Origin of the sequence: Escherichia sp. WS2035, assembly GCF_046487065.1 — a bacterium.
Lineage (GTDB): Bacteria > Pseudomonadota > Gammaproteobacteria > Enterobacterales > Enterobacteriaceae > Escherichia > Escherichia coli.
In genome coordinates this window covers 82,647-101,719 of the sequence record NZ_JBJQKD010000016.1, presented here as the reverse complement: position 1 = coordinate 101,719, position 19,073 = coordinate 82,647, and the positions used below count along the sequence as shown (strand labels likewise).

The window sequence follows — 19,073 nt, the reverse complement described above, 5'->3', positions numbered from 1 at the left end:
CGGGGATGACAACGGGAGTGAGTCCGGCAACTCACACCTGTTGTCACTTCTCTGACATATCGTCATACGAGCTTACTCAAGCGCATCCACAAAGATGGGATCGTTTTGAATCTAAACTGGTACTGGTTAGCCAGTCACTTGCATCTACTCCCCCGTCGATATTTAAGTGACAATTGTAGTGATCTGCAATACTGGTGTCTCAGAAACACTGACGACGGTAGAGACTCAATACCCTAACCCCTGACAACAGAAGTGAGCTTAGAGGTGTTACGCTGCTGTCACCTAATGCTTGGGAATTGCCTGACTCACAACCATTGTCATCCGGAGCTACTGATTAACGTTGAACCGCTGGACTTTAATGACAGTGGTAGTGATGGATAGGCTCATTTCCATTGTCGTCATTTTATCGGACAAGCCTCTTCGTCCTACAGGTTTAAGCTGACAATGGTAGTGATTGGATGATCTCACTACTGTTGTCACTCAGTTCTTTGAGCGGACCCTTCCCTCGGTTGGTCGGCATTAACAACGGTAGTGACTCGATTGGCTCACTGCCATTGTCATCGTGTAAATGACGTACCTTATCAGCTCAGCTGAAAGCAATGACAACGGTAGTGACTCTAATTGCTCACTGCCATTGTCGTCGTGTCTATTGAGAGCCTTATCAGTGCACCTGAAAAGCAATGACAACGGTAGTGATTCTAATGGCTCACTACCGTTGTCACCGTGTGTATTGAGAGGATGGTCCACTTAACTGGACGTATATGACAATGGTAGTGACTTTAATAGCTCACTACCATTGTCGGTGTGTGAATTGAGAGGATGAGCAGCTCAGCTGTACGTCCATGACAATGGTAATGACTTAATGAGCTCACTACCGTTGTCACCCTGTTAATTAAGAGGCTCATCTGCTCTTCTGGAAGGCTATGACAACGGAAGTGACTTGCTGGGCTCACTGCCATTGTCGCCGTATGAATTGAGAGGATCATCCGCTCTTCTGGATGGCAATGACAACGGTAATGACTTAATAGGCTCACTACCATTGTCACCCTGTGAATTGAGAGGATGATCTGCTTAACCAGACGGCCATGACAACGGTAGTGACTTTCTGGGCTCAATACCGTTGTCACCCTGTGAGTTAAGAGGTTGACCCGCTCTACTGGACGGCCATGACAACGGTAGTCACTTTCTGGGCTCACTACCGTTGTCGCCATATAGAATGAGAGGAGCATCAGCTCAACTGAACGGCAATGACTACAGTAATGAGCTGGATGAAGCATAACCATTGACATCTGGCCCAACCGGAAGCCGTATTCGCCAATCCAATCGAGATTCACAATGGCCGTGACTCGCCGCATTAAGTTCCGGTGTCCTCCCAAAGCTGAACGCACACTCGGAGGACAATGACAATGCCAGTAAGGTACACATCATTACCATTGTCACTATAGCTACCAGAGAAGCCGGGATTTGAATGTCGATGGTAGTGAGTGGGTCAACTCACTGCCATTGTCACCCCGTTACGATATTTTCCGTTGGATGTACTGGCCAATGAAGTAAAGCGTAGAAACCGGGTGTTAACAGGTGACTCAGGAGAAAGCGTTGAATTTCGCAATCTCGATCTACATAGGGTGGTAGAGAACAATGACAACGGTAATGACTTTTGACTCATTACCGTTGACGTGAAAGAGCGGGCTGGGACTAACGAAAATCGAAGAAGTAATTTAGCACCCGGAGCCTAAACCGCCGGGTTAACTTTAGCTGGCGTTGCTGTTCTTTTTCTGGCTTCGAAGACTACGAATATAGCGCAGTTCTTCAGCGGTTAAATCATGGACGGTAAGAACATCATCGCCGTCAATCGGGTCAGCTGGTGGGCATAACTCACCTTCTAAAACAGAAGACCCTGAGTTCTCTTCTTCATCTTCAACCACTTCTAAAGGAGGCTGAGTATTGTTCAAATTCAGATCGGGATCCCGCTTATGAATCTGGAAGTATACTTTTCCGTCTTTCTTAATTTCGGTGTACTTGAGGTATCCTATCGATGCCAACTCTTCAAGAGCCTTTCTCACGGTAGCATTCTGACTATTTGCTCGTGTTTTGAGGTTCAGACGATTTTTCAGCCGAGTAAGGGATATCGGTATAGGATTTGGCGGTAATGACTCTATGAACGTATAGAGAGCCTGGGCGCTTTCCTTCTTGGCCAACTCCTTAATTGCCTTCAGCTGCATCAAAACCTTATGATCGTATTGATAGAGCTCGAAAATCTTAGGATCAACCTGAAGGACAACCTGATCTGATTCCGGGTCTAACAGGGCAGACTGTACCAGATGCGTTGTATAGACTTTGGACGAGTTATTACTGGTGAACGACAAGGTAACGGATGCTAACCTGCGTAAGGAGGCGTCTATACGTTTTCTGGACGCTGTAGATGAGCGATAATTTTCAGGCGTACATAGCTTGAGGAATTCAGTGAATTTTAAGCTTATCGTGTCATTGTTAATCGGATGATTGGCATAGGTTCGAATGATGCCCATCCACGTCTTAAAATCTACTGACATATTAAGACGCTCACCGACAATTGAAATATTGGTGAACCCCTCGCTCTCCATTAAAGAGAGCGTCTGTAACTCTTTCGTTGCGTCAAAGCCAACCGTTTTATATTCCCGATTTTGACGCCCCACACTCTTTGGTGATGGGACGAACAGCCCGAGCCGCATCAAAGCAATAGACTGCACCGTACGGTTGCTGTTAGGACGCAAAATGATGTCTTTACCTGATTCTTTCTCTCTAACAGAGAAAGCCCTGGTGACCAGGTCCTGCTGCTCAGTATCTTTCTCTTTAGTCATAATAAGTTATCACTGAATGTGTAAACAGATTGGTGAATAGTAAGCCCCAGCGAACTCTATGTCACTGGATGGATCATTGTGATGATCCATATCTGTGCATAAGTTCTACCTAAAAAAACGACTCCACTCATTAAAACTTGGCAAAAACTCTTTGCATACAATGACCTGCAACTCTTATCAACAACGGATCAGATCAAGTTAAAAAGATCTAATGAAAAGTCACTACTATTGTCGCTCTGATCACTACTGATGTCAAAAAACTCATTACCAACGTTATAATAATCACTACTAATGTCAAAATAATCACTACTGTTGTCACTGATCACGTCTCAGGCCTTGTGCCGTCTGGCCTGGAGGCAGCGGGGATCTCTTTTGATCTATCAGGAACACTAAGGTACTAATTATTGGAACTACCTTGTGGAAAATGGGGATAAATAAATGCTTAGTTCTTATACAGGTCTCAACTTGCCTCCCTGATAAAAACTGTCGTCAAAGCTAAATCACAGCCACAGGCATTTTCGGTGGATAAATTTTTGAGAAATAGAAGCATACATGCAGACTCGTGTCGCAAGTAATTGAAAGTAATGATTTATTTAAATAATGCGAGTCACCTTACCTCACAGTGGAAGTTTAAGTCTAACCTCACTACCATTGTCACTTAAAATCATTACCAACGTCGAAATAGTCTCTACCATTGTCTTTTAAGTCACTCCCGTTGTCACTTATGTCGCTACTGTTGTCAGTGACAATGCTCCAGCCCAGTAACCATGCGGCCTACAGCGTACCGGGATCTTCTTTGTACTCTCTGGCACCTTTGGGATCATTTATTGGATCTACATGAGGGATAAAATCTTTTGACGATTTCGTAGTGCAGTTATACCAGCGACTTAGCAAGACAAAAGCTGCAATTTAGTGACGAGTTACTAGTCTGCCCAACAAGAGCAATGCAGAGAAGATATGTGGTGAAATGACCATGGTAGTGAGTCTAATCACTACCATGGTCCGCAGTAAGCGTTACTTACGCAATGAACGTCGGACTGATTTGCAACAACATGGGCTACGGCGCATCAGAAGGCGGCCGTTGTGCTTCAGCAAAACAGCCCTGCTTTATTTTAATTCTTCAATGTTAATCATGAACTCAGATCTGCCAGTAAGGCCGGATACAGCAGGGAAAATAGGAAAGCTACGGCTGTCCCCGAGCCCCAAATCCAGTTGAAGCTCTTTGCTTTCACCTGGCATCGCAGAAACGCCATTTACAGTCACGCCGAATGCAGCGTCCTTACGGACAGTAAGCACTGCGTCCTGAAGCCCTGTAGCGATTGAACCATCCTTTTTACGCAGCTGGCTGGCATACAGAACAGCCAGAGCAGTATTGTCAGATGTTTTGAGAGAAGCATTGACAGCTAAGGTTTTCAGATTCTCTAGCCTGACGAGATTGTTTGGAAGGTAGTTAAATTCGACTGAGCTTTCTTTAACGTTGTTCATCTCATCTTTGGCCTGAACTGTGAGAGTGTATGTTTCGCCTTCATTAAGAGACGGAAAGATCTTGGGATAATTAGGTGCATACAGGTTGTTTCCCAGATTCACCCAAGACAATTCCACCGCATCAGAAACAGGGCCACCGCGAAGAGTCATACGGCTTAAGGATGGTTTAGTTAGAGCATCGGTGAGCTGTATACGGACGTTCTCCAGCCCATATACTGTTACGTTTTTGCTGATCGGTTTTCCTTCGTAGCTAATACTTACAGATGGTGCTGTATTATCAACGACAACTGTTTGATAAGGGAGGTTACCGGTATTGTTGAATGTATCTTGGGCATTAATCACCACGTTATAACTGCCTTCTGGTACCTCTTTCATGTTGAACTCATACGTGTAGTTCCCAGACGCCATATTTCTACCTGTTTGTTTGCCGGTTACGCTTATTTCTGCGTTGTTACGGTTTTTATCTGACAACCAAACTCGATTTACATAAACATGGTCGAAATATGAACCATCTCCAGGTTGATTCACGTAAACCTGGAGAATGTTGGTGGTTTCATTGTAATCAAATCCAGTGACGGAGGGACCCAGTGTATGCCAGGCTATATTCTCCCATATAGGGGCAAAGAAGGTTGCTTCGGTGGTTGACCTTACTTCATAGCCACTATGAAGATAACCGGTAGTGCCATTTATAATATCCTGGGGCAAAGAGACGGTACAGGTTGTTGAGCCAGCTGGAATACTGCATGTTGCTCCGCCAGTGATTTTTTGATCATATGGCCTGGCCTGTACATTGAATCGGATATTAGTAAGTTTTATAGGCATATCAGATGCCTTGAACAGGTTCCAGTTTACGCTGTTGAACCATGTTCCATCAGCCTTTTGTCGTTCTATGGGTGAACTTCCCCAAGCCGGACTCTTTACAGAGGCAGGATCCCAGTTGAGCCAGCTGGCATACTGACCAAGATCTCCTCCAGACCATTGATATGTATTCACAGGTCTATAGTAGTTTCCATCTAAGGCACCCTGTGGCAGCTTAACTTCCACGTAGACATAGGTGGCATCTTCGGAAAGGACCTGTACTCCGCCATAGTTATTGGTAATGCTCATGCCACCATTTCGATATGGCTTCCAGTTAGTTCTTGGGATACGTATAACCAACTTGTAGGGGTTTTCCAGCACTGTAAGGCCTCGTTTAAACGGGACGTATCCCGAAGAAATGCCGGGTACAACACTGGTGCTTACACGTGAGTCATGAACTGCAAATGGCGTAAATTCTCCCATTTGATCGTCATATAAAAACCGCTGGGGAGGAATGTTAAGCGTATTTCCTGCCAGGTCCGTAACGATGAAATTGAAGGTGAATTCTTCATCAAGATCACTTGAGGGCATGCCAGCCTGGGTGTTCATATCTTTAATCCACGGATAGAACGCACGTTTATTGGCTGTGTCATAACTCAGGTTATTGTCGGAGACCACAGAACCATTACTTCGTTTAATGACAAGACGGATCTTGTCAATTCCACTAGCATCCTCAATACCGTCTGCAAATATAGAAAACTGGCCACTACCGCCTCGGCCCAACTCCCAAAGTGGCCCAGAAAGTACCATGTCGTAACCTGCGTTTTGACTCGGATAAATACTCTTATAGCGTGGAGGAGTTGTATCAACGATGAAATGATAAGTAGATGTGCTCACTACAGTCTGGCGAATATCCAGAGTTTCATTGACTACAGTAAAGGTCCCTTCTCCGAGCGCCGGTAGAACCATATCCTTTCCATAGTATTCTGTTCCATCGGCAGCAACGATACGATCTGCAACGCTCGTTTTGGTCGAGACGGAGGAATACATAACCTTTTTATCGCTGTCTCGTGTGACCGTCACTCGCTCGTACCGATCAAGACCCGATATCAAGTTCAGAGTCAAAACACCAGCGGGATTAAGATATGTTTGTGTTGCAGGTTTGATATTCCGAACAGCCTTATTGGTATCTGTAAATGAGTAGCTAAATACCTGAGCATGTGCCGAAGATACAGTAGCAAGGGCAGTTGCAACCATGCAGCCAATTAGAGTTTTACGCATATGATGCTCCGGGAATAGGTTATAGCCTTATTCTACGGATTCAGCCTACAAGGTCCGGTCGGATAAAGTGATAATTTGCCTGTTAAAAGAGACATCAAGTGAGAAAGCAACCAACGTACAGAATGCAAAATGGCGGCAGTGCATCTGGATGACGCAAAAGTAACTTTTTGTATCCACTTTTTTGGATTTTAGCCTTCAAAATGAGTATTCAACCAATCATAAAAGTAACTTTTGATAGACGCTGCTCCTTTATGTTTGCCAATTGTGCTGATATGTTTGTAAATTCAAGGAAGCGAGATTTTAAAAGCATCTGTTGAGTCAAATTTATGTAAAATAACAGGGAAACCATCACTTCTAGGTTGAGGAAACCCAATGTTATACATGCTCTTATGCTGTTTTCTGATAGACTGGCCCCCTGAATCTCCAGACAACCAATATCACTTAAATAAGTGATAGTCTTAATACTAGTTTTTAGACTAGTCATTGGAGAGCAGATGATTGATGTCTTAGGACCGGAGAAACGCAGACGGCGTACTACACAGGAAAAGATCGCTATTGTTCAGCAGAGCTTTGAACCGGGAATGACGGTCTCCCTTGTTGCCCGGCAACACGGTGTGGCAGCCAGCCAGTTATTTCTCTGGCGCAAGCAATACCAGGAGGGAAGTCTTACTGCTGTGGCCGCAGGAGAACAGGTCGTTCCTGCCTCTGAACTTGCTGCTGCCATGAAGCAGATTAAAGAACTCCAGCGCCTGCTCGGCAAAAAAACGATGGAAAATGAACTCCTTAAAGAAGCCGTTGAATACGGGCGTGCAAAAAAGTGGATAGCGCACGCGCCCTTATTGCCCGGGGATGGGGAGTAAGCTTAGTCAGCCGTTGTCTCCGGGTGTCGCGTGCGCAGTTGCACGTCATTCTCAGACGAACCGATGACTGGAAAGATGGTCGCCGCAGCCGTCACTCAGATGATACGGATGTGCTTCTCCGTATACACCATGTTATCGGAGAGCTGCCCACGTATGGTTATCGTCGGGTATGGGCGCTGCTTCGCAGACAGGCCGAACTTGATGGTATGCCTGCTATCAATGCCAAACGTGTTTACCGGATCATGCGCCAGAATGCGCTGTTGCTTGAGCGAAAAACCGCTGTACCGCCATCGAAACGGGCACATACTGGCAAAGTGGCCGTGAAAGAAAGCAATCAACGATGGTGCTCTGACGGGTTCGAGTTCCGCTGTGATAACGGAGAAAAACTGCGAGTCACGTTCGCGCTGGACTGCTGTGACCGTGAGGCACTGCACTGGGCAGTCACTACGGGCGGCTTCGACAGTGAAACAGTACAGGACGTAATGCTGGGAGCGGTGGAACGCCGCTTCGGCAACGAGCTTCCGGCGTCTCCAGTAGAGTGGCTGACGGATAATGGTTCATGCTACCGGGCTAATGAAACACGGCAGTTTGCCCGGATGTTGGGGCTTGAACCGAAGAACACGGCGGTGCGGAGTCCGGAGAGTAACGGCATAGCAGAGAGCTTCGTGAAAACGATAAAGCGTGACTACATCAGTATCATGCCTAAACCAGACGGGTTAACGGCAGCAAAGAACCTTGCAGAGGCGTTCGAGCATTATAACGAATGGCATCCGCATAGTGCACTGGGTTATCGCTCGCCACGGGAATATCTACGGCAGCGGGCCAGTAATGGGTTAAGTGATAACAGGTGTCTGGAAATATAGGGGCAAATCCATCTGATGCTCAACAGTACATTCGTTATGTTCAGAGCAATGTCTGCAATAAGTAAAGGATCCGCTAAAGAAAACCGGTCTGAAATATCGCTGATAGTCCTAGCAACACTTGGAATCGCATCACCATTCATTGTCGCAATGATTACTATTAATGAAAGTATGACATCTAAAACAGTAACAGATTTTTCTTTGGGTGCTCAGTGGTACGGAATGGTTTCAGCGGTAGCGCTAATGGGGTTATATGCTCGACGCGTTTGGAAAGAGAAGAAGTCCTTATTTACTGGCGCTTTCCTGGCCTCTTCCTTAATGGCCTTTATTTTTACTGACAGCCTTGTTTTCGTATCCCAGAAGGACACCGGCGTTCTGGCTACTTTCGTACTCGATAAAAACGCTGGAGATATTGATTGTAGTCGCCCGGCTATGATTGTCCATTACAGTAAAGGTGTTCCAACGGACTGGCGTTGCCCAACCAGTATCATGTTGATGGCGTATTCTTCATATCCTTTTTTACCCTGGCCTGAGTATAGCCATGGTACCAGCCAGTCTCTTACGGTTGTTATTGATACATTTATGGAAAACGCTGTTAATCTCAGCCAAAAATAAAAAATAAACCTCACTAGTGAGAGGTTTTATAAACCTGAGCCACCAATCTAATTAACTCTATATTTTTGTTTTAGCTTTTTTAAAGATAGACTTACCGAATAAAACAGCAATTATAGAGCAAAGGCCTGGCGTTAGGACAAAAGCTAATAATGCACTGCCAAAACTTGTCATTTCAGGCACCAGGAACCAGCTGATAGGCCACGTCAGGGCTGGTAAATTTAGCGGATCATAAAGCGCATGTAGAGCGCTTAACACACAGTAAAGTGCTAAAAAGCAAACTAGATAAACAACGATCCACATTTTAATTTGCTCAGCAATTTCAAATTTTGGACTGCCCATGCTTTACCTCAGTGGCTGAATATTGATGGTTAATATCTTTAATCACCCGTAAGCACTTAGTGCATACCTTAGTTCGATTTGTCTGCTTGTCCAGAGTGTATTTAACTTCAAGTTGACCTCCAGCATTAAGCAAAGTGAGCATCTCATCTTCTAACACGCTTCGGTAAATGGTCTTGGCCGAGAGTGTGCCCGGTAACGAGTACTCAACATAATTGTTTGAAACTCTTACCGATTTAGGGATTTTACCACTGAGCTGGGTTTCATTCGTTGAAGGCATTACAGTTACTTTAATCACAGTTGCCGGTGATCAGAAATCCTGATAACGCACTTTATGAATTTTATCAGCTCTAAGGCCTAACCACACATTTCCGGCGATAAGAACAATAAGCAATCCATAAACTGATCGTCGAATGTTACGCCTTTTAATCACAATGTCCCCCATCCCTCAAATATCATTCTAAATAACTGCACCAGGATATCATGAGCGTAATTAATAGAATTCTTCATAACCGGGGTTTTCAGTTGAGTTTGCGGACTCTTTACTTTGCGGTTTCTCACCCTCTAGTTGAGTATCCCTGACAGGCTTGGATTTACCCATGCTCCTCTGAAAGGTATCCATAACAAACTCAATATCTTCTTCTGGCAGGCTGGTGGGTTGGTTGCTCATAGGACTTCCTCTTGTTGAATACGTTCGGCGTACAGGATGCGAACCGAAACGGTCGTGTTTTCAAACTCGTTCTCAAAAACGTCCATCCATTCCGTCCGGAATTCTTCCCCCAAAAGGTTATCGAGCCCCTGAAGAGATAATGGAAGAACGGCTGCTAGAGATCCCCCGGCTGCGAGATGAGATGCAGCTGCCTGGAGATGCAGCCTGGCCCGGTTATCGGCAAAAGGTGGGTTCATCACGACATAATCAAACTTCTTCTGTTGATTAGACTTAGACCATGTGAGGAAGTCAGCTTCTGTCGTATCGTATCCCTTAGCCCGGGAGATAAGGCAATTCAAAGTATCAAGCTCGATGCCAGTAACGATCACACCGGCAGGGAATGATTTAAGCAAATCCGCATGGCCAATATTAGGCTCCAGGAGGGTATCCCCTTCCCCTGCACCAAGCAGGGAAGATACATATTCGCTGATTCGGCAAGATGAAGGGTAAAACTGATGCGATACAATATCAGGCATCTCCCCTATCTGGCCGATGTAACGAATAACCTCACACGGATCATAGGAAAATGTCACATCGTATTTTGTTACTGTTGCCCCTAAGAACCGAAGGGTGTCAGCGGCAACACTCGAAGATTTGCGTTCGGCGAGAGACCCTAAAGATGTCCAGCAACTCCATTTATTGTCCCCGTCATTTTTAAACATCAGTTCAGAAAGCTGCATCCGGGTATCAAAGTCGATGCACTGCTTAAGTACAGGGAATGCCTCCAAAGATTTCTTGCTATGAGCCATACGGTCGGCAGGTAATGCCAGCGGTACGATAGCTGATAAAATATTGTTAAGCCGCTCGGCGATATCAGGGTGGACGTCAATATGCATTGATCCATTTTTGTAAACCCTGAAACGAATACTGTTGCCATCGATGCAGATCCATTTTCTGAACCCCTCATGTTCGACCAACGCCTCAACCAATGATTTGGTGTTATGGATCGCCTTCACCTGTTCGCCACGGAAGAATGCGCATATAACGCGGAGCTCGCTCAGCGGTGAAATGCCAGACTCTTTAAAATCCACCCTTAATTTCTGCCAGGGGTATTTAGACGGCTCGCAAACTCCGGTAGTGATCATGCGGGTGGAGAACCCAAAAGCTTTGTTTGTCTTGTGACTGCGGCTCAGAGACTGGAAGACGTCGTAAACCCTTTCTTTAATAAATTGATTGCGGTCATTAAGCAAAGCAACGACTGTGCCCACTACAGCGTCAGCTGTGAAATCAGGGATCACCTGAGGCGGCATAATATAACGGTCGGCCGTAAACTGCTTATCCCATTCGTTACGTTTGGCATCCGACATGATAGGCAAAACATCAGTGAGTGCCATAACGCATTTCCAGTATTCTGATCTCAGAGCGTTTTCTGCGAACAAAGCATCCGCTTCTGAGATGCTGTGGTTGTAGCCTGAGAGATAAGAATAAAGTTTCTGGTGATTGTGGGTTTTGAACTGGACAGCCATGAGTTTCAACAAGCAGAGTTCATCATTATAGGACTCAACAAGATCCGCGATAATGCCGAGCTCTTTGCGCATATCTGGAAGAAATGTTTCAGGAGAGCTAACCACCAGGCTATGAGAGGTTGTTAAAGCCAGTACGCTGTGACCTGCATTATCGGGTTTAGCTTCAGAATCAAGAGATGACATTTTACCGGTCCTTTAGAAAAAACTTTTACCAGGATAGCAACGTCGCTCAGTAACCTAATAGGTTCAGTGACACGAAAAAGTTTTTTATGTCTCTGAATAAAACTTAAAGATGTCAACTCATAGAAAGAAGCAAAAAAAAAGCCCCGCATAAACGGGGCAAGAACGATACATGGAGGTTTAAAAAAGGCGGGCAAAAAGCCTGAATCCTTAATGACTCTGACAAAACCAGCACTTTGCCAAAAGTAAATTATTCTGCGTCCGGCTGTGGGTCAGTATCCTGATCGGTCTCTTCCCCTGCCTTCTTAGCATTTTTTTTACGTGGGTATTTTGGCTTCTCACCATTAAGTTTTGCCTGACGATTCTCCGCACGGCGAAGCTGCTTGTTCTCTGATTCTGTGATCTCTTTTGAAAGATTTCTCAACATCTCCAGAGTACTGCGGTTCAACGTAATGTTGATTTCTTCGTCAGCACTTGAATCTGTCAGCTCCGGCAATTCAATATCCCCCAGTTTCTGTAATAAGCTGGTGGTGATGAGTTTGACGCCTTCTACGGCTTTTGTGGCAATAACCGGCGGAATCCGTGCTGGCTTGAAGTCTGAAGGTCTGACTCGTACCTGACCATGTTGGGTTTTTTTCACCGTGATGCCATTCGCATCGGCCTGCTCAAGTTCTGCGATCATCTTCTTGATACGTGAAATTGCTTCTGTTTCGCCGAGCTCATCGATCAGTGAAAGCACGTTAACATACGAAATAGCGTCAGCATGAATCCATTTCTTGATAACAACAGAACAGGTTGTCAGGCGGATAAGAGAACTGATGGTCGTCGGGCTTTTATTTTCACGTTGAGCAATTCGTTCGAGTGACCAGCCAGCAAGAGAATGTAGGCGACGATAGGACTCGCCAAGCGCAACAGGAGAAAGCGCAAGACCACGGTTACCATCAATGGTCGCGAGCTCACAGCCAATTTCATCTTCTTTAATCTCAACGCAAAGGATTGTGATGTCATGATCTTCATCACATGCCATCATTGCGGCTTTTAAACGGCAGTGCCCCTGGCGAACAAAAGGTACCCCATCAATGACACGTACTCGGATAGGGTCTACATAGTCACCTCGAATGTAGGCATTCTTGATGTTGTAGATGTGTTCTTCAACCTCAGGGAGCTTATAGTAATCGTCACCCATTCCCATTTCGCGGGAGTTGAAGCCTGGCGTGACCTGAATTACTGAAGGGTGGATAGCCCATGCTTTCTGGTCACTTACTTCAGTACAAAGTTCAGGGTTTGCATCACGGAACTGTTTAAGCCCAGTGACGTAACGGCCTGTGCCAGTAACTACTGAAAAGGCAACATGGGCCGTTTTAAAGACCTTGTCATTAGCTTGCTGTGTAGGTTCTGTCAGTAAAACACTCATAGGGGCTCCGTTACATTTTTCTGCTTACTTTCTGCGTAGCGGGGATACTACCGAAAAAAAAATTCATAATTTTTCGCAAAAAAGGTACTTTTTGAGCCTATTCTGATTTTTTACAAAAAAAGGTGGCTCCCCATTACTTGTGATGGCATAAAAATCGCTTCATAAACAAATACATAAATCCAAAACATAAAGTTCAGGTATAAGTGAGGAAAAATCTTATAAATCCGAAATGCTGAAAGTCAAAACTGTGCGTCTTAAACAACTTTTTTTTGCTCCCTAAGTTATTAGTTAAAGCCCGTGGTTAGGTACGATACCAGCACCTAAATTTCTCTCTCAGGTATAGACACTTTGACTCGACATCTCAGACACATGCCGATAATCAAATGGGCTGGTGGAAAAACGAAACTGATGCCTTTCATCAGCCATCACTACCCACACGATCATAGTTGCCGGTGGGTAGAACCCTTTATAGGCGGTGGTGCCGTTTTTCTGAACATGTTTGCACAAAATGCATTGCTTGCAGATAGCAATCCAGACTTGATCAACCTATACAGGACTATTCAAAGACAGAAAACTAACTTTATAAATCAGGTCCAAAACTTGGCGGATAAAACCTTTGTCGAAAAGGACTACTATGAGATGAGGGACCGTTTCAACAAAACCTGTATTTCTGGTCAATCGCTTCAAAGAGCGGCTTTGTTTTACTCCCTGAATCGCCTGGGCTATAACGGTATGTGCCGCTATAACTCAGAAAGAATCTATTCAGTGCCGTGGGGGAAACATACAGAACTGAAGCTTGACCTCAATAAAATAGACTACCTTTCATTTCGTCTTTCAGGTATTGAACTGATCACCGCTGGTTTTGAGGAGACTCTGGCCGCAACCGGTGAAGGAGATCAGATTTACTGTGATCCGCCATATGACAAAACAAGCAAAACTAGTTTTGTCAGTTACGATGGTAAACCGTTCAGCCAAAGCGACCACGTGCTGTTAGCAAATATGCTCGTTGACGCTCACAGAAAAGGCGCTGCTGTTGCGATATCAAATAGCCTGACATCATTCACTTTGGGCCTCTATGAAGAGCGTGGATTCGTCATACACAGACTCAGCGCTTACCGATCCGTAGGAAGTAAGCCGAATACACGGAAAACGGAAACAGAAATACTGGCCGTGCTGAAATAGAGTAAATTCTAATCAACTAGGCTAATCCATTCCTCAAAAGTTAATACCTCAGGGTAAGTTCGTTGAACATAAGGTATAAACTGAAGCTCTTCTATTCTCCGGTCGCCCCTCTTTCCTTCGCAAATAAATGAAATGAGTCCTTGCTGAGAAAGGCCAGTAAGGACGCTCATAAGTCTTATATTTAGACTTTTAAGCTGTAAGTCGTTATTAATGTCCTCCACTTTATGAGAGCTCTGGCCTGAACGTTTAAGATACTCGTAAACCATGAAATTCGAATTTCGTCGTTTTAACAATTTTTCGGTTATGCATTCCTGAATGAAGTCGCCAAGAGCATCTAAAAGCGGACTGAGAACTACCGGGAAAGTTAATGTGTAACTTTGAGAAGTTTTAGACAAAGTGAATGAGTTTAGAAAGCTAAAGTTTAGTCTCTTTTTTGAATATGGAACATAAGCGACAAGAGTAGTCGACATAACAGTAAGTAAAGCTTCAAGATGGTTCACTGTTATTAAAGTGGTTTTATCTGTATTTCTAAGATTATGGAAATCAATAAACGCTACTCTTGAACGGCTAAGCCAATCTTGTACTTTAATGTCGATAGAAAATTGCGAGATATGATTTGAACATTCATTTTGGGTGATAGGGCATGCAGACGAAAGATGGTTATGGATTATCATGCATAGCACAAAAAAAGGAAAACGGCAGGCTGTGGGGCATTGAAAACCGGTTAAAGAAAGCTTAGACGTTTCATATGCGCTTACCGGAAAAGTAACTTTTCTTAACGTTGGCTTTGACGATGTTCTTGCATTTTTACAAATGAAACCGAGACCCAGATCATTGTGCATTTTAAAGTCCATCTCCATCATCACCTTTTAGCCTTAACTGTATGGTATTGGTATACAAAAAATTAAAATTATAATTAATAAGATTATCATTTTTTTACAATAGAAAAGGTTCTGATAGAGGGGAATTTAAATGTAAAAGATTTATACTCGCAGATCTTTATGAGGGATAAAACCCATTGCGTAAGCAACAATATTACGTGAGTGAGTCCTAACGACAGTTAAAGTCTTGGCTCTATATTTAAGCAGCAAAAACATTTAACTGTCTTGGAGTTTATTTAACTTAAAAACTGTTATTGCAGCATAATTTTTCGAATCAAATTCATAGAATTTTCTGACTTTTCCAGTCAAATGATAACGTTCACCCAATAAAATGTGATCCTGTTTATCGGCCGTTAAAGCGATCCCGTCATTTCTAACTTTACCAGTAAATGTAAAAAAATAACTCCCTTTACTTTTTGCGTACGCGGCCCTGACTTCAGTAAATGTTAGTTCAATGCTTATGACCTGGCCGATATTGTAGCTATGTTTTAAAATTTCTTGTTCATTTTCCGGAGTTTCAGACAACATCACATCAAAAGTTGTAAATAAACAATCCAGCTGGCGTTCTGTCAAGAAACGGTTATTGTCTAATTGCGCCAATATACTATTAGAAAACTTAGTGTTAGCCTTTTTTGCTTTCTCAATAAGGACGTGGTTTCTGGATTTCCATGCTTCGAGTGTTGGGTTAACACGCAGTTCCGGAATGTTATCGAGAAAGGTAATTGGCTCTAGTGCCACTAATTTTTCAATAATGGGTCCAACTGTTTGTACCCCATGACACTTTTCACATAAATCAGCCCCTTTGTGGCCTGTGCCCGCACATTCGTTACATTCTCTTTCGATAGGTGCATAATAATTTCCATCTCCGTTAAGTGATACATTCACTGAGGCTGGTACCATATGACCATCAAGAGTAAAGAAAAGAGATTTCATTTTCGAAACACCTCCAAACGTGCCTCTACGATTGCTACAGCTTCTTTCACAGTTTTTTCATAGTGGTCATGCCCTTCAGGAAATTGATCAAAACGTTTACCGTGTTCTAACTCTTCCATGTTGCGTTTAAGGACTTCATGAGTTAGAAGCAAATCACTATAATTATCGATAAGAGTCAGCTTTATAGGTTTAATCACTCAACTAATCCTCGTTTTTAATATTCCTTAAGGAGATCTCGAATTTCCAGAAGCTCTTCTAATTTTGGTTTAGAAACAATGATTGCTGTATTTTCGTCGTTAAGTAAAGACAATAAAATATTTAGCTTTTCATCATTCAAGATTATTTGAACACCATCATTGGAAAATATTACATTATTACTATTAACATTTTTGAACAAGTGTGCACTATCTCTACCAAATTTTAGTTCTGTTTGAGTATTCGTTATAGATTCCGTATGTGTACTTTCCACAAGCTCAAGAAATTCAGATTTTAGCCGTTCTGTTTTCTTATGCGAGAGGCGCTTAATACCCAAAGTCTTACGAGTGACTGCCGAATTTTTCTTTTCTGGTCCGCCTTTATTTAAGGTGTCTGGTCCTGCTCCAGCTGCATTGTGTTCAGGTATGCCTACAATTTTGCTCGTTGTAGTCTCAATATTCTTAACGCCAGGTAAGAAACCTTCTATATGTTTTAAAACCATTTTGTGATCGTTGGAATATTTTAACATTATTTCAATGGCGAGCGTTTTTTTGATTAGATTTAGGCTAATCAAACGTTGAAGCTCTAATGGCATATCAAGGATTTTTAGCATATTACGAATTGCGGTAGTTGATCGTTGATATCGCATTGCTAGTTCTTCAACCGAATACCCGAGACTAACAGCATGAGCTAATGCATGAGCTTGCCCAACCGGATTTAGCCCATTGCTTCTGTTACCATCGAGGTTCTCAAGGTATTCTTCAATTTCGTTTTTATAATCGATTAGGATAACAGATAATTTTGGAATATTAGCACCTTCAGAAATTGCTAATTTTAAGCCATGAAAACGAGTATGACCTTGACGAACTAAATATTTACCTTTTCTTTTTACGACCTTGATCATATCAACCTGCCTTCCTTCCTTAAAGGCTTGTTTGATTGACACAATCATCGACTTGACAGGTTCTTGTTCGTAACACAAATCTCCGATTACCGCCTCTCGGGGATTAAATCCCTTTTCAATTTCAACTAGATTAGTATCCACTTCAATGACTGTATGTTTGCTGTTGTTCATATCTTCCTCCTGTTTACTACATGATACATGAACCTCAAATTTGCCAAATAGGGCTGATACATCTAAAAGGTAAACTCAAAAAATTTGCTTAATAAAATTAAAATAAAAACTGTCTTGAATAAAACAATGATAGTAGACCCTCGTTCATTTCCGTTTGCGATCTGTAGATATTGTTAAAGGAGCGCTATTCCTTGTTTTATATGGACTTATCATTGTTTTCAACAGGATAGATCAATTCTTTAGATCACTAAAGATCAATAGAGTTCAAGTAAAGATCACGGCATCTTTAACTCATTGATTATAGTGACTTTATGAAAGGATCCGGCATTCGGATGCATGCGAAAAGCATTTGAATGAATAAGGAAGGCATTTACTGGAATGCTTATGGCATTTAGGTTAATGCGTAAAAAGCATTTGCAAGAATATGTTATAAACAGTTTGCCAAATGAAAATCTTATCACCGACGAGTTAAGTTAATGATTAAAAACAACGAGTTAATCCATCCTTTTGACGTAACCAGTAATGAATCAGGTAAGACTTATCAACTGACGCCTAACTCGTCCAAGTCGGTTCAGCCCGTGGCCCTGTTGAGATTGAGTGTATTTACCCCTGTCGGCACAAAAGAAAACCGCGACCGAAACTTTGAAGTTGATGCCTCTGATGAGCTTTCGTGTATGGAAATTGCAAGATCGGAGGGTTATGACGACATCAAGATAACTGGTGTCAAACTATCTATGTCTACCGACTTTAAGTGCTGGCTCGGGATCATCATGGCTTTCAGTAAATATGGTTTTACTTCCGAGAAGATTACCCTGACTTTTAACGAGTTTGCGAAGATGTGTGGTATCAGTTCAACAAACATCAACAAACGAACTCGTGCGCGCTTTAAAGAGTCATTAATGAACCTTGCATCGGTAGTGCTTGCCTTCTCAGACTCTCGGAGTGGTCGGTTCACAGTAACGCATCTGGTGCAGAAGGCTATGATTGATCCAAAAAGCGATACTGTTGAGTTGGTTGGGGATCCTTCTATGTGGGAACTGTATCGTTACGACCATAAGACATTGTTAAGCCTTCAGGTTCTATACATTTTGGCTAAAAAAGAAGCTGCGCAATCTCTCTATATTTATTTTGAAGCAATGCCAGCTGGTACGTTGTTCGTTAATATGAAACGGTTGAGGGAAAGGTTGCTTCTTACAACCCCTATTCGTACGCAAAACCAGATAATTCGTAAAGCAATGCGGGAACTTGAATCTATCGGATATCTCGATTATCAAGAAGTTAAGAAAGGTCGCGACATACAATTTCAGATCTTCAAAAGAAGCCCTAAGCTGGCCCTCGCCAAACAAGGTTGAAAGCTACCAGGTATGCACTGGTTATAACATGCTGAAAAATAAGTTATTTATCAGTGCTATGCTTAGTGCTTCTTTTACTACTGGTCTTACATCTCGGCTTAATGTGCAAAAAAGTAACTTTTCAAACGAACTCCTGACTATTCATCTGTATGCCTTTCTGGCTCAAGCGTACATGCTAGCCCATTCATTAAATGCCGTGGAGCAAGATGGTTTCGTGCGCACTCTATTCACGTGAATGCCTTTTGTGGATTACGCCTCTTACATTCATACAAATGCTTTTGATGTCGGTATCCCAAAAAATCATTCATTGAAATGCTTTTGTTTGCCACTGTATCCCGAGCATAGCTATGCAGTGGTATAAAAAGGCATTTTGGTGAATGGCATTAGGTCGAATGACACACAGTACAGCTTTGTTAAGAGCGAGAATGGTCCAAGACATCTATGACATTGGGCATCAGAAGGACTATGTGTTTGATATGAGATCAAAAAAATATCAGAAGCATCACAACTCCAATGGCATTCAAAGAAATGCCTTTGTTTTGTTAGTACACCAAACAACCCAAAATTCATGCAGTTATATCAAAGACTCATTCGCAAAAGGACTCAGCCAG

General features: G+C 43.1%; 14 protein-coding genes. 4 read left to right on the top strand and 10 right to left on the bottom strand.

The genetic code is table 11. The annotated features are described in order from the left end of the window. Positions 1 to 1,751: 1,751 nt before the first annotated feature. The gene (gene repHI2, locus ACJHX4_RS21830) at positions 1,752 to 2,840 is read right to left on the bottom strand and encodes an IncHI-type plasmid replication initiator protein RepHI2 (RefSeq protein ID WP_000159529.1); all 1,089 of its coding nucleotides are present in this window, start codon (positions 2,838 to 2,840) and stop codon (positions 1,752 to 1,754) included. A gap of 1,107 nt (positions 2,841 to 3,947) precedes the next feature. Continuing rightward, a complete protein-coding gene (locus tag ACJHX4_RS21825) occupies positions 3,948 to 6,404 on the bottom strand; it encodes an Ig-like domain-containing protein (protein WP_001572417.1) in 2,457 nt (818 codons plus the stop codon). Positions 6,405 to 6,898: 494 nt separating this feature from the next. Here ACJHX4_RS21825 and ACJHX4_RS21820 point away from each other — a divergent pair. Continuing rightward, positions 6,899 to 8,127, top strand: a protein-coding gene (locus tag ACJHX4_RS21820) for an IS3 family transposase (protein ID WP_152919722.1) whose coding sequence is annotated in 2 segments (ribosomal slippage) — positions 6,899 to 7,214 and positions 7,214 to 8,127 — 1,230 coding nt in all. Because the reading frame shifts where the segments join, the coding sequence is not laid out codon by codon here. Positions 8,128 to 8,142: 15 nt separating this feature from the next. Then, positions 8,143 to 8,739, top strand: a complete 597-nt coding sequence (locus ACJHX4_RS21815) for a hypothetical protein (RefSeq protein WP_046788420.1) — start codon at positions 8,143 to 8,145, stop codon at positions 8,737 to 8,739. Positions 8,740 to 8,796: 57 nt separating this feature from the next. Here the strand turns inward: ACJHX4_RS21815 and ACJHX4_RS21810 are convergent, their stop codons facing one another. The 4 genes from ACJHX4_RS21810 to ACJHX4_RS21795 all read right to left on the bottom strand — a co-directional run bounded on the left by ACJHX4_RS21810 (position 8,797) and on the right by ACJHX4_RS21795 (position 12,844). Next, positions 8,797 to 9,078 carry a hypothetical protein gene (locus ACJHX4_RS21810; RefSeq protein WP_000535422.1) on the bottom strand — a complete coding sequence of 94 codons (282 nt, stop codon included), beginning with the start codon at positions 9,076 to 9,078 and terminating at the stop codon, positions 8,797 to 8,799. Positions 9,079 to 9,568: 490 nt separating this feature from the next. Continuing rightward, complete coding sequence (locus ACJHX4_RS21805; RefSeq protein WP_000070863.1) at positions 9,569 to 9,745, bottom strand: hypothetical protein; 177 nt, start codon at positions 9,743 to 9,745, stop codon at positions 9,569 to 9,571. Then, positions 9,742 to 11,433, bottom strand: coding sequence for a DUF4942 domain-containing protein (locus tag ACJHX4_RS21800; RefSeq protein WP_042634269.1), 1,692 nt, complete (start codon positions 11,431 to 11,433; stop codon positions 9,742 to 9,744). The genes ACJHX4_RS21805 and ACJHX4_RS21800 overlap by 4 nt, the downstream gene beginning before the upstream one ends. A gap of 247 nt (positions 11,434 to 11,680) precedes the next feature. Then, positions 11,681 to 12,844 (bottom strand): hypothetical protein, encoded by a 1,164-nt coding sequence (locus tag ACJHX4_RS21795; protein WP_000114859.1) that lies wholly within the window; start codon positions 12,842 to 12,844, stop codon positions 11,681 to 11,683. Between the two features lie 369 nt (positions 12,845 to 13,213). On the opposite strand from ACJHX4_RS21795, the gene ACJHX4_RS21790 reads away from it, so the two are divergent. After that, positions 13,214 to 14,026, top strand: a complete 813-nt coding sequence (locus tag ACJHX4_RS21790) for a DNA adenine methylase (protein ID WP_001121575.1) — start codon at positions 13,214 to 13,216, stop codon at positions 14,024 to 14,026. 8 nt (positions 14,027 to 14,034) lie between these two features. On the opposite strand, the gene ACJHX4_RS21785 is transcribed toward ACJHX4_RS21790, so the two are convergent. From ACJHX4_RS21785 to ACJHX4_RS21770, 4 genes are all read right to left on the bottom strand, one after another. After that, positions 14,035 to 14,889, bottom strand: coding sequence for a hypothetical protein (locus ACJHX4_RS21785; RefSeq protein ID WP_000970403.1), 855 nt, complete (start codon positions 14,887 to 14,889; stop codon positions 14,035 to 14,037). Positions 14,890 to 15,123: 234 nt separating this feature from the next. Continuing rightward, positions 15,124 to 15,840 (bottom strand): zinc finger-like domain-containing protein, encoded by a 717-nt coding sequence (locus ACJHX4_RS21780; RefSeq protein WP_046788421.1) that lies wholly within the window; start codon positions 15,838 to 15,840, stop codon positions 15,124 to 15,126. Beyond that, positions 15,837 to 16,037 carry a hypothetical protein gene (locus ACJHX4_RS21775; protein ID WP_000594931.1) on the bottom strand — a complete coding sequence of 67 codons (201 nt, stop codon included), beginning with the start codon at positions 16,035 to 16,037 and terminating at the stop codon, positions 15,837 to 15,839. The genes ACJHX4_RS21780 and ACJHX4_RS21775 overlap by 4 nt, the downstream gene beginning before the upstream one ends. A 17-nt stretch (positions 16,038 to 16,054) precedes the next feature. Further along, positions 16,055 to 17,110: a hypothetical protein gene (locus tag ACJHX4_RS21770; RefSeq protein ID WP_001065779.1), complete on the bottom strand. Its 1,056-nt coding sequence runs from the start codon at positions 17,108 to 17,110 to the stop codon at positions 16,055 to 16,057. A 476-nt stretch (positions 17,111 to 17,586) separates the two neighbouring features. Here ACJHX4_RS21770 and ACJHX4_RS21765 point away from each other — a divergent pair, with 476 nt between their 5' ends. Further along, entirely contained in the window at positions 17,587 to 18,462 is an 876-nt protein-coding gene (locus ACJHX4_RS21765; RefSeq protein WP_000594612.1) for a RepB family plasmid replication initiator protein, read from the top strand. Positions 18,463 to 19,073: the final 611 nt, after the last annotated feature.